Annotated in this window: 14 protein-coding genes; all 14 read left to right on the top strand. The window is 40.9% G+C overall.

The genetic code is table 11. From position 1 onward, the window contains the following. From rplT to JWG41_RS13535, 14 genes are read left to right on the top strand one after another with little or no spacing between them, the layout of a single operon-like run. A complete protein-coding gene (gene rplT / locus JWG41_RS13600; RefSeq protein WP_002975326.1) occupies positions 1 to 354 on the top strand; it encodes a 50S ribosomal protein L20 in 354 nt (117 codons plus the stop codon). Between the two features lie 57 nt (positions 355 to 411). Next, positions 412 to 1,056: a hypothetical protein gene (locus tag JWG41_RS13595; RefSeq protein WP_205270476.1), complete on the top strand. Its 645-nt coding sequence runs from the start codon at positions 412 to 414 to the stop codon at positions 1,054 to 1,056. Positions 1,057 to 1,061: 5 nt separating this feature from the next. Continuing rightward, a complete protein-coding gene (locus JWG41_RS13590; RefSeq protein ID WP_205270475.1) occupies positions 1,062 to 1,379 on the top strand; it encodes a cell division protein ZapA in 318 nt (105 codons plus the stop codon). Beyond that, positions 1,376 to 1,960 (top strand): 5-formyltetrahydrofolate cyclo-ligase, encoded by a 585-nt coding sequence (locus JWG41_RS13585; RefSeq protein WP_205270474.1) that lies wholly within the window; start codon positions 1,376 to 1,378, stop codon positions 1,958 to 1,960. The genes JWG41_RS13590 and JWG41_RS13585 overlap by 4 nt, the downstream gene beginning before the upstream one ends. A 36-nt stretch (positions 1,961 to 1,996) precedes the next feature. After that, positions 1,997 to 2,500: a chemotaxis protein CheW gene (locus JWG41_RS13580; protein WP_205270473.1), complete on the top strand. Its 504-nt coding sequence runs from the start codon at positions 1,997 to 1,999 to the stop codon at positions 2,498 to 2,500. Between the two features lie 18 nt (positions 2,501 to 2,518). Beyond that, entirely contained in the window at positions 2,519 to 5,728 is a 3,210-nt protein-coding gene (locus JWG41_RS13575; protein ID WP_205270472.1) for a chemotaxis protein CheW, read from the top strand. Next, positions 5,725 to 6,792: a protein-glutamate methylesterase/protein-glutamine glutaminase gene (locus JWG41_RS13570; protein ID WP_205270471.1), complete on the top strand. Its 1,068-nt coding sequence runs from the start codon at positions 5,725 to 5,727 to the stop codon at positions 6,790 to 6,792. The genes JWG41_RS13575 and JWG41_RS13570 overlap by 4 nt, the downstream gene beginning before the upstream one ends. A 1-nt stretch (position 6,793) precedes the next feature. Beyond that, positions 6,794 to 7,156 (top strand): response regulator, encoded by a 363-nt coding sequence (locus JWG41_RS13565; protein ID WP_002975323.1) that lies wholly within the window; start codon positions 6,794 to 6,796, stop codon positions 7,154 to 7,156. A gap of 3 nt (positions 7,157 to 7,159) precedes the next feature. Beyond that, positions 7,160 to 7,903, top strand: coding sequence for a segregation and condensation protein A (locus tag JWG41_RS13560; RefSeq protein ID WP_205270470.1), 744 nt, complete (start codon positions 7,160 to 7,162; stop codon positions 7,901 to 7,903). A gap of 6 nt (positions 7,904 to 7,909) precedes the next feature. Then, positions 7,910 to 8,539 carry an SMC-Scp complex subunit ScpB gene (scpB, locus tag JWG41_RS13555; RefSeq protein ID WP_205270469.1) on the top strand — a complete coding sequence of 210 codons (630 nt, stop codon included), beginning with the start codon at positions 7,910 to 7,912 and terminating at the stop codon, positions 8,537 to 8,539. Position 8,540: 1 nt separating this feature from the next. Next, positions 8,541 to 9,632 (top strand): prephenate dehydratase, encoded by a 1,092-nt coding sequence (gene pheA, locus JWG41_RS13550; RefSeq protein WP_205270468.1) that lies wholly within the window; start codon positions 8,541 to 8,543, stop codon positions 9,630 to 9,632. Continuing rightward, the gene (locus JWG41_RS13545; RefSeq protein WP_205270467.1) at positions 9,629 to 10,522 is read left to right on the top strand and encodes a prephenate dehydrogenase; all 894 of its coding nucleotides are present in this window, start codon (positions 9,629 to 9,631) and stop codon (positions 10,520 to 10,522) included. Before pheA ends, JWG41_RS13545 begins: the two co-directional genes overlap by 4 nt. Next, on the top strand, positions 10,519 to 11,676 hold the full coding sequence (locus JWG41_RS13540) for a DUF1343 domain-containing protein (RefSeq protein ID WP_205270466.1): 1,158 nt from the start codon (positions 10,519 to 10,521) through the stop codon (positions 11,674 to 11,676). Before JWG41_RS13545 ends, JWG41_RS13540 begins: the two co-directional genes overlap by 4 nt. 54 nt (positions 11,677 to 11,730) lie before the next feature. Beyond that, positions 11,731 to 12,321, top strand: coding sequence for a LemA family protein (locus JWG41_RS13535; protein WP_205270465.1), 591 nt, complete (start codon positions 11,731 to 11,733; stop codon positions 12,319 to 12,321). The last annotated feature ends 53 nt before the right edge of the window (positions 12,322 to 12,374 follow it).

Genomic DNA, 12,374 nt, shown 5'->3' with positions numbered 1-12,374 from the left:
ATGCCACGCGCAGTCAACGGAACCATCCATAAGAATCGTAGAAAAAAAGTTCTCGCTAAAGCTAAAGGTTTTAGGGGCGGACGTTCTAAACTTTTCAGAACAGCAAAATCAGCTGTAATGAAAGCTGGTCAATGGGCATACCGTGACCGTAGAAAGAAAAAGTCTGAATTCCGTAAACTTTGGATTACGAGAATCAATGCCGCAGTGAGAGAAAATGGAATGTCTTATTCTAAATTCATCCATGCACTCAAAACACACGGAATCAACTTAGATCGTAAGACTTTGGCTGACCTTGCATACAACCACAAAGAAGTATTCAACGCCATCGTAGAAAAAACCAAAGTCGCTAAGTAAATTAGTGCTTGATTGGAATAGAATGGCTCGGCTATTCTATTCCATCGGATTGTTATCATGTTAAAAATCGAAACCATTGAAGAGCTAGAAAGTAAAGTTGTTAAGGCTTTGGAACTTATCCAAGACCTAAGAACAGAAAACGCACGCCTGGAGACTGAAAACGAGACCCTCCGCGCGGAAAATGACCAAATGAAGCTCGCAATGGAGGAGAAAGAGCGCGAATTGAAAACACTTCGCACTCAGCTCCAAGATGCAACGGACGAATTAAACCAACTCCGCGAGAGAGAAGGACTTTTGGAATCCAAAGTCCACCAACTCCTCGGTCGTTTGGACGGCCTTCCTACTACGGGAAGTTCGGCTCCCAAAACATCTAGTTCGGATTCTTCGCAAGGGGAACCAGTTGCGGCCGCTGGTGCTGCAGCAATTGCAGCTCCGAGTTTGGCAGCAGCGGACGAAGATGATGAAATCATCCTTTTGGATGAAGACGAATCCGAATTCCAAACAGAAGAAGTTTTGGAAAAACCACCCGCATCAGCATCCTTTGAAAAAGAAGAAGTTCCTGTCGAATCAGAAGAAGAAGTTCCTACTGTGGAAATCGACGAAGATGACGACATCATCATTGACGATGATGATGAAGCGATCAGTGTCTTTGATGCTGACGACGACGATGATTTTTTAATTATCGAAGACGATCCTAAATAATTTTTATGGCAGAATCTGCCCCACAACCTCAAAAAATAACCAAACAAATCTTTGGTGAGACCTATACCATTGTTGGTGAAGCTTCCTCAGGGTACATCTCTGAGGTGGCTGATTTTGTAGAATCACGACTTTTGGAACTGTCAAAAGCATTACCAACGGCATCCAAAACCAAATTAGCCGTACTTTGTGCACTCAATTTAGCGGACGAACTGTTCCAAATGAAAGAAGTTTCTGCCAAAACAAATGAAATTCCCGAATTGGAAGAACGAACAAAGAAGATCATTTCTCTATTGGAAGAGGGGATCATTGGGGATCATTTTTGAATTCCATTTCCAAAAAAGACGCTAGAGAAGTTCTAAAAAAAAATCTTCCGAACTTACCAGAAAGGGAAGACCATGAAGCGGCCATCCTTCGTAGGTTATTTCCTCTTTTGCAGGGCAAATCCAAAATCATCACTTATTCTCCTGACTTTCTTTATGAAGTCGATGTCCTTCCCATCATTGAATCTTGCCCCCTTCCGAGACCTACTGGTTTTATTGAAGCAAGGCATTCTGCTCAGTGGTACTTCCCTCGAATGGAAGAGGGAAAGGTTTTGCGTTTCTTACGTCCCCATTCCTTTGAAAAGAACGCACTCGGACTTTTTGAACCGGTAGGAGATGAGGAGATCTCCGTAGAAGATGCGGATTTGATTTTGGTTCCGGCTCTTGGTTTCAACGAAAAAGGTTATCGGTTGGGACGCGGTGGTGGATATTATGATCGCATTTTAAATTCAGAATCGCTCCAAAAGAAAGCCATTGGACTCAGTTTTTCCAAACTTTTCCCCGTCCCATTCCTTGCAGAAAGCCACGATCTAAAAATAGGAAAAATGATTACGGAAATCCAGATTCATTCGTTTTTAGATTGAATCCACGTAGGATTCTGACACGATTCCAGGTAGCATATGGACCAAGAAACATTACTTACATCCCTGGCGGAAAAAACCAAACTGGAACAAGAATCCGATTTGGGAGACTTGGAACAGTTCCTCACATTTACCATCGATAAAGAATTCTTTGGGATTCGATTGTTACTGGTGCACGAAATTTTAAAACCAGTTTTAATCACAAGAATTCCGAATGTGGACGATTACATTTTAGGTGTGATCAACCTTCGCGGTGAAATCATTCCTATCTTGGATCTGAAAAAAAGATTCCACGAAACCGATTCTGAAATATTTCCTATCTCTCGCATCATAGTCATTATGTTAGATGAGAAACGTATTGGAGTCCTTGTTGATGAAGTCAAACAAGTTGTAAAAATCCAAAAGGATTTTATCAGTTATACAACTGATGACTTGTCGTTAAACTATAGTAAGATGGTTGAATCCGTATCTAGACACGAAGACCATTTGATTTTGAATTTGGATTTGGAACAAATTGTTGATTTTGTTTCTTCCGCAAAGTAAAGAAAAAGGGATACGACATTGGCTGGAATTTTAGGCGAATACACAGAAGTTTTCCTGGAAGAATCCGAGGATCAAATTGAGGAATTAAATTCCAATTTGGTGAAACTCGAAAAAGACCATGAAAACCCGGAAATCATCAATGATATTTTTCGTGCAGCACACTCTTTAAAAAGTTCTTCTGCCTTCGTTGGATTGTACAATCTTTCTGATTTGTCCCACACGATGGAAAACCTTCTCCAAAAAATTAGGGAAGGGAGTTTAGAAATCAACGTTAAGTTGGTGAATTTATTATTTGAATGTTTTGATCTCATCAAACAAGTGATCGAAGGTGTTGCGAACGGCGTGAAGGTGGAAACCCCCTTTACGGACATGATTAAAAAACTTCAGGATTATGAAGCCGCACAAACACAAACTGGGCCTAAGTCTAGTGCTTCTAAATCAAATCCAAGTTCCTCTGCAAAACAAACTGATAGTTCTAGTCTTTCCCTTAGTTTAACCGAAGATGAAATTTCTGAAATTCGTCAGTCTTTAAAAGAAGACAGTGGCCTTTCTGCTTTCTCTGTGAACTTAAAATTAAAAGACGACACTCCCATGCAGAACCTAAGACTTCTGCTGATTGTACAGTCTGTCAAACAATCCGGCACCATCATCAAATGTAATCCTACAGAAGATGCTTTGGACAATGGCCAAGGTAGTTTTGCCCTTTCCTTCATTACTGTTACCAAAAACAACAAACATGAGTTACACGTTCAGTGTAATATCGATATGGTAGACAGTCTTTCTGTGGAAGAAATCCAACTCCCGGAAACAGAAATGGAAGCCCTCGAAAAAAGATCCGAAGGAATATCCTCGGAGGCCGGAAATACTACGCATTCTCTATCAGATCCTGAAGAAAAACATGCGGTGAAAGGTTCCGCTAACTTTGATAAAGCGGTAACTGACTCTAAAGTAGTTATGAGAACCATCAAGGTATCTTCTGACAAACTAGACCAACTTATGAATAACGTTGGAGAACTTGTCATTACTAACTCTGGATTCCAAAAGATCTATGATGATTTGGTTGCACAGTTTGGTGAAGACTCGCTCTTCAATGAACTCAAAGGAAAAATCGATCAAATCAATCGAATTTCCAAAGACCTACAAACAGGAATTATGAACATCCGAATGGTTCCGATTGGATCTGTATTCAATCGTTTCACAAGACTCATTCGGGATCTCTCTTTAGAAACTGGAAAACAAGTAAACCTTGTACTTCGCGGTGAAAACACAGAACTCGATAAAAAAGTAATCGATGCGATTGGGGAACCACTCATCCATCTCATTCGCAATTCTGTGGATCATGGAATTGAATCTCCTTCGGAAAGAAGGGCAGCAGGGAAACCGGAAGAAGGTACTGTTGAGCTCAATGCTTACCAAGGCGGGTCCAATATCCTTGTGGAAATTCGAGATGATGGAAAAGGACTCAATAAAGATAAAATCCTAAAAAAAGCCATCGAACGAGGGCTTGTTAGCGATACGGATGCACAGAACCTTTCGGAATCAGATATTTTCCAATTTATCTTTGCTCCTGGTTTTTCCACTGCCGACAAAATTTCCGATATTTCGGGACGTGGTGTGGGGATGAATGTCGTGAACAAACTCATCGAAGAGTTTAAGGGCAAAATCCTCATCCATTCAGAAGAGGGAAAGGGTTCTTCTTTCACTCTTTCCTTCCCACAAGCACTGGCCATCATTCCTTCGATTCTTGTCATTATGGAAGAGGAAGTCTATGCCTTCCCTCTATCCGAAGTCTCCGAAACCATCAAAGTCAATCTGGACCAAATCACCACACTCGAAGGACACGAGATCATCAACTTACGAGGAGAGGTTTTGCCTATCTACCGTTTGAATCGTATCCTTGGTCTTGCCGACAAACAAGAGATGGTGGAAGTTCCCGTTGTCATCGTGAATTACAAAACGAGAAAACTGGGCTTTATGGTAGATGACTTAATTGGAAAACATGAAACCGTAATCAAGTCACTCGGTAAAAACTTCAAAGACATCCAAGGACTCACGGGAGCCACCATTATGGGTGATGGAACCATCATCCTCGTTTTGGACATTCCAGGTCTTGTAGAGATTGCCGCCGACAAAGTAGACTGGTCTGACAAATTGGTAGCAGGGGATATGATGAAACGTGCCTCCACCATCCGATCTCTAGAAATGTCAGATTCTGAGTATATGTTTAAATCCAATCACCCTACCAACCGTTATAATGCGAAGTTGATAGAGTTACGTGCAAAAGACAAATCACGTGTTAAAAAAGATAAACATAAAATCGAAAAACATGTCATCGTTCCCAAAGAAGAAGTATTTGCCGAAGAACCTGCAACCAACCTCAAAATCACAACAGAAGTAATCAAAACAGAAACTGTTGTGAATGGCGATTCTAGTGAATCTTCTCAGACATCCACATCCACTCTTGTGATTGATCACAAAACAGATGAAATCCATCGTTTGGCCGATGTTGCAAAAATTGAAACAGTTAAACTTACGGAAAGAGAACAAGCCGCAGAAATCATCAAAGGCTTCGTTGAACAAAAAGAAGAACGATTGAATCAAGTGGCCGCTCTGAATTCAGACGCGATCAACGAAATCATGTCTTCCAAAGATATCAAAAAACTAGAGAACATTGTCAATACTGGTATGATGAATGCCGGTGTCGTGCTTTCTCAGTTAGTTGGTAAAGAAGTAGAACTTTTTATTCCTGAAATCAAACTCACCGACCGCGAAGGTTTGGCAAAAGAATTTCGTTATTCCATGGATCAGTTCTTTGGAATGAAAATTCGGATGACCGGAGATCTCAACGGAAACCTTCTTATGATGTTTTCCGAAGACAATGGATCAGAAATTGCCAAAGAATTACTTGGTTCGGAAGATGCTAAATATGCAGAGGGTAGCACTCATAAACTTTCTGAAGATATGGTTTCTGTTCTCTCTGAAATTTCCAATATCGTTTGTTCGAGTGTGATGAACTCACTTTCTAATAAATTGAAAAAGGAAGTTTTACCTTCGGTTCCAGAAATGATTACAGGTAGTTTTATGGATGTGATCGACATTGTAAAACCAGAACGAACTAAGTTTTTGTCCATGCACACAGAATTCAACCACCAAGGAAGTAATCTAATTGGTGTTCTGATTTTCTTACCTGATTTTGACGAACTGGTAGATTTGATCCATAAATCATGAACAAAAAACCTACCGTTGTTATCATCGACGACTCACTCCTTGTGAGGAATATCTTAAGTGATGTCCTCACCAAAAAGGATGAAGTACAAGTCATCGCTACCGGCAAAACCGGAATGGATTGTATTGATTTAGCTGATAAACTAAAACCTGACTTTATTGTTTTGGACATTGAGATGCCGATTATGGACGGTCTTACGGCCCTCGCGGAAATCAAAAAACTAAAACTCTCCACACATGTGATTATGTTGTCGGTGCTCACCCAACATGGGGCCGATGCCACTTTCAAAGCTTTGGAGCTCGGGGCAGTTGACTTCATTCCGAAACCATCCAGCGGAAATCAGTTTTCACCGGAAGATGTGGCTGCGGTTTTGTCCGCAAAAATCAAAGGATTTTCCGATTCTAGGCTACCAAGCCCAGAAATTCAGCCAAGGTTGGATCGGACTGAACGCCAATTAAATAAAAGTTTTCAAAAACCGATCAAAGTAGACGCTATCGGAATAGGGACTTCCACAGGAGGACCCAAAGCCTTACAAACTGTCTTTGCAGGCATTCCGGAAGATTTTGCGAAACCTATCTTTGTGGTGCAACATATGCCGGCGGGGTTTACGAAGGCGTTTGCGGACAGATTGAATTCCTTGTCTAAAATACAAGTGAAAGAAGCGGAACAAGGTGACCTTGTGCAATCGGGAACCGCTTACATTGCTCCTGGTGATTATCAAATGAAGGTAATCACAAAAGGAAAGGATCGTGTCATTGAACTTACCCATGCAGGGCAGGTCAATGGGCATCGACCATCCATTGAAGTATTGTTTGATAGTTTGGTGGAAGCTTACGGTGGAGATCATCTTTTATCCATGATCATGACAGGTATGGGAAAAGATGGATCGCAAGCAATCACCAACATTCACGCCAAGGGTGGTATTACTCTGGCGCAGAATGAAGCAACATCGGTAGTGTACGGAATGAACCGTGTTGCAGTCGAAATGGGAGGGATTGATTTTGTCCTTCCTGTGGATGATTTAGTACCAAAGATGATAGAATTATTAAAGTCGAGAGGGAATTAATATGGCAAGAATTTTGGTTGTAGATGATGCAAAATTCATGAGAACGCTCGTAAAAGATGCGTTAGTTGGTGCGGGTCACGAGATCGTAGGTGAAGCTGAGAACGGTAATATTGCGGTAGAACAATACAAAAACCTCAAACCGGACTTAGTGACTATGGACATTACTATGCGTGAAAAAGATGGAATCGAAGCAACAAAGGAAATCATTAAATTTGATGCTTCTGCTAAAATCATTATGGTAACGGCTCTTGGTCAAGAAGACTTACTTGCGAAAGCAATTAAGATGGGTGTGAAGGATTTTGTCGTAAAACCTTTCCCACCAGAAAGATTGCAACAAGCAGCAGCAAAAGCATTAGGTTTATAAACCGTGTCCCAAACCCCGGAGTTTATCGTCCGGTGGCAGAACCAGGACGGAGGATTGACAGAAGGACCTTTAACGGTTCTATGGTCTCTGATTGATAGTTATAAGGTTGATATTTTTGAAGTCTCCCTTTCGCGTATCACATCTGATTTCATTCAATTTCTGAGAACGAGTCAGTCCCTATCGATTGAACTTACTTCTGAGTTTGCCGTAATGGCAGCTCATTTGGTATATTTAAAATCCAAGGCTTTATTGCCGGATCCTGGTTTTGAAGAAGAGGATTACAATCCTCCTCTTCCGAAAGAGCTTGTAGATAAATTACTCGAACACAAAAAATTCCAAATGGCCGGACAACGCCTGGCGGAACTCGACCGGTTGACGGCAGGAATGTTCACTCGGGAAACGAACCAAGTATTGGATGAAACCGAAGTTTGGTTGGATGTTAGCCTTGTGGATCTCATCTCCGCGTTCAATTCGATTTTGGAACAAGAAAGTTCCAATGAGGTAGAAGACCTTCTACCCATCTACGAGGGTGTGGCCCAATACTCCGTAGAAGATAAAATGGCATATTTACAGAATCTTTTAGAAAAAACCGGGGAAATTCATTTTATGGATTTGTTCGAAACGGAAAAACCGGAAAAAAAAGAAATCGTCGCTGCCTTCCTTGCCGTATTAGAAGTTGTTAAAATCCGAGTTTGCAAAGTTCTCCAACATGCAGTTTTCGGTGAAATCAAAATAGTCAAGGTTTAGACCAATTTGGAAGAAAGAACTTATACTAAGGGCCTTCTTGAGGCACTTCTCTTTTTATCTTCGGATCCGGTCAAATTGTCTGCACTTGCCAAGTCTGCCGGGATCGAAAAAACAGAAGCCCGAGAACTCCTAGACGAACTCATCCTCGATTACCAAGAAAAAGAAGGCGGTTTTTTACTGAGAGAAATCGCCGGTGGATACCAATTCATCACGAATCAAAAATACAGCGAAATCCTAGCACATATCTTTAAAGATAAAAAAAGAGAAACTCTTTCTCGTGGAACTTTGGACACCCTTGCTATCATTGCTTACAAACAACCTGTCACCTTGACAGAACTCGATGAAATTCGAGGTGTCTCTTCTCGGGCCATGGTGGCAAGTCTCATGTCAAAAAAATTGGTGAAAGCTGTGGGACAAAAAGAAGTTCCCGGCAGACCCACGTTATACGGAACTACCAATGAATTTCTGTTACACTTTGGCCTCAGTAAACTCACTGACCTTCCGACACCTGTGGAAGTAAAGGAACTGAAATTCGAAGAGTTTTCTCCTGAATCCATCATTGTTACCGATGAAACGGAAATGAATCCTGACTTTGATTTAAGCACACTACCGGAAGAGTTACAAGAAGAGGCCTGAAATGAGTAGTGCAGAAGAAGAATTAAAAAAACTCCGAGCTGGTATCGATTCATTAGACACGGAAATCATTGCACTCATTCAAAAACGGGCAGGCTTCGCACAAGAGATTGGTCGTGTGAAAAAAGAATCTGGTGGGCCAATCTATCGCCCCGATCGTGAAAAAGATGTATATGAAAAGGTAACTAAGTTATCTGGTGGTCCACTTCCTGCATCGGTCATTCGTGCCATTTACCGGGAGATGATGTCCGGAACCATTGCCTTAGAACATCCGTTAAAGATTGGATTTTTAGGACCAGAAGGGAGTTTTTCTCATTCGGCCCTTCGTTCTAAATTTGGAACCTCCATTGATGCCGCCCCACAAACCTCCATCCCCGATGTATTTCGTATGGTGGAAGAGGGGAAGTTGGATTACGGAGTGGTTCCTGTAGAAAATTCTACCGAAGGCCAAGTCAGTTCCACACTCGATATGTTTTTAGAAACAGATCTTGTCGTTTACTCTGAGTTATACCAAAGAATTTCTTTTTCTTTACTCGGATTTGAAACGGATCTTGCGGCCGTTAAGAAAATCTATGGAATTCGAATTGGGAACGAACAGTGCCGCAATTGGATTTCGGCCAACCTTCCCAATGCAGAAGTAGTGGATACTTCCTCCACCGCTATGGCGGCAAAGTTAGTTTCTGAAAGAAAAGACGGACTTGCGATCGCTTCTAAAATTGCCGGTGAAATTTATCAATTGAATGTGGTTGCCGAAGGGATTGAAGACTATTCGGGAAACACCACTCGGTTTTTGGTGATTGGTAAAACATCCTCACCGAAAACAAAAGAAGATAAAACCTCCATTGTGTTTTCGATTCCGAACCAAACAGGGTCTTTGTTTGCTATTTTAAAAACCTTTAATGATGGAGCCGTCAATCTAACTAAGATTGAATCCAGACCACTAAAAAGAAACCTATGGGAATATCATTTTTTCGTAGATTTTATTGGTCACAAAGAAGATCCAAAAATTGCCGATCTTCTCGGAAAAGTAAAATCCCAATGTACATTATTTAAACTTTTAGGTTCTTATCCAACGGCTGGATCTTTTCCCACATGAACTTAAACCGGGTTTTGATTTATGGCATGGGGCTTATGGGAGGCTCGCTTGCTATTTCTTTACGCACAAAATTTCCAAACATTGTGATTACCGCCGTCGTTCGTTCTGAAAAAAGTAAAACTACGATTTTGGAAAAGAGTTTAGCCAACCAAGTTTTTTTACAAAAAGAGTTTTTATCACCTGATTGGACTAATTACGATTTGGTGGTTTTTAGTACCCCTGTCGAATCGATCCTTAAGATCATTCCTAGTTTGCCTAAGTCAGGGAATACAATTTTTATGGATTTGGGATCTACCAAAGAAACCATCATTACTGCTGTAGAATCCTATTATGGAAATACCACTCATCATTATATTTCGACCCACCCGATGTGTGGATCCGAACAAGCCGGACCTGAGGCTGCAGTCGTAGATCTTTATGTAGATAAACTTTGTATTTTGACCAAACCAAAAGCGGCATCTAACTCGAGTTTGGAGTGGGTGCGTCTATTTTGGGAATCGGTTGGATCTTGGACTATGGAGATGGATTCTAAGTCACACGATGAAACCTTGGCTTACCTTTCTCATCTTCCTCACGTGATCTCTACATTACTAGTGAATGTGGCCGGAGAAAATTCTGCAACCATGAAGGAAGTTCTTGGAATTCAAAAACCAATCACAGGTGGTGGGTTTCGGGATATGTCAAGGATCGCTGGATCCAATTCGGATATGTGGATTTCTATTTTCAAAGAGAATCAAGTTTTTTTACGTAAATCCATTGATGATTTCATTGAGCAATTAACTGCTTTCCGAGATTTGTTTGGATCTGGGCTGCCCGTTGACGAAGACAAAATCCGAAAGATTTGGGAATTGGCCCTGGAAACCAAGGAACAGATTCGAAAGACAAAATGAAGTTTTTAAAAAATATTAGTAAGTTAAGCGGCTGTAAGGCGGCAATTCTCACCAACCAAAGTGCTTTCGGATATGAAGGAAAATACCATTACCAAACCTATTCCGAAATTTTTGATCTAAAAACAATCTTCCTACCAGAACATGGACTCTTTGCTGAATTACAAGACCAAGTGAGTGGGGACGAATTGTTGTATCTCTTTGGTGGAATGCAGATAGTCAACCTCTATGGAAAAGAAGAGAAAAGCCTCGTTCCCCCTAGAGAAACATTGACCAATGTGGATGTGGTGATCATCGATATCAAAGATGTGGGTTCTCGTTATTATACTTTTTTAACAACGGCCTATTATATATTAGGGGAACTTTCTCGTATCAAACAAGAAAGAGGAAAGGCCCCGCTTCTACTCGTCATCGATTCTCCGAATCCCATTGGAACTAAGGTGGAAGGTACACCCTTACAAAAAGAATTTGAATCCTTTGTGGGAGTGACTTCTGTTTTACACAGGCACGGCCTGACTCCCGGGGGACTTTTATCTTATTACAACGAAACGTTTCAATGGAAAGTGGATGTTGTAGTGGTTCCCGTGGGTGTGATCCATCCCAAATCAACTTCTCATCTGGAATGGGTCCCTCCTTCTCCTAATATTCCAACACAAAATACCTGTTTGGTGTATCCGGGTATGTGCCTTTTAGAAGGAACGAATCTTTCAGAAGGGCGGGGGACAACAAAACCTTTTGAAACCTTTGGTGCTCCTTACCTTCTGGGGAAACCCAAAGAAGAATTGGACAAACGAATGCAATTACACCAACCAGGTTTGTTCCGGTTACGGAATTTACGTTTTTTACCCACCTTTCATAAATATGTTGGCTCCATTTGTGAAGGATACCAGTTGATGGTTTTGAAACCCAAACAGTTTCAGTCCCTGTATTTTACTTTGTATTTTTTAAAACAAGTCGCAGAACTATTCCCTAACGAATTTGAATACTTGAAAGGGGTGTATGAGTTTCGTTCCGACAGACCTGCCATTGAACTTCTTGCTGGTGACAAGCTTCTCTTAGAATATTTGAACGGAAATCTATCTGATTCTGACCTAGAGGCTTATTTAAATCAATCAGAGAGCCAATGGACAAGGGCCACAAAACCGTATCGATATTAAATTTTTTAACAAATTGGTGTTGCAGACCGACTAAAGGGTAGGTATACAATCAGCATGACAAGAATGTTTCGAACCGTTTTCCTCGTTTCCCTAATGGCAACATTACTTACCAACTGTGGTTACAATAGTATCCAAGCGTTGGATGAAGAAGTGACTGCTTCTTGGGCAGAAGTACTCAATCAGTACAAAAGAAGATCTGATCTAGTTCCCAATTTGGTTTCTGCAGTCAAAGGATTTGCGAATCAAGAAAAAGAGATTATGACAAACATTGCGGAAGCAAGGGCCAAAATTGGTTCCATCCAAGCAACACCGGAACTTGTGAACAATCCTGAGAGTTTAAAAAAATTCGATCAAGCACAAGGCCAATTGGGATCTGCATTGTCCAGACTCCTTATGATCCAAGAAAACTACCCACAATTAAAATCAGACCAACACTTCTCTGATTTGATGGCACAGTTGGAAGGAACAGAAAATAGAATCACTGTAGCAAGAAACAGGTTCATCAAATCAACGAAAGAATACAATATATACATTCGTCAATTTCCTGCGGTTCTCACAGCAAAAGCATTTGGTTATGCATCCAAAGCAACCTTTACTGTAGAAGATGAAAAAACCATCGAGAATGCACCAAAAGTAGAATTCTAAAATAGGAATCGAAGATAGATAAATTAGAAAATCTGAATGGTAATAAAATATAG

This window comes from Leptospira chreensis, from assembly GCF_016919165.1.
GTDB classification, from domain to species: domain Bacteria; phylum Spirochaetota; class Leptospiria; order Leptospirales; family Leptospiraceae; genus Leptospira_A; species Leptospira_A chreensis.
The sequence above is the reverse complement of the archived record's forward strand: the minus strand, read 5'-3'. Positions and strand labels throughout refer to the sequence as shown.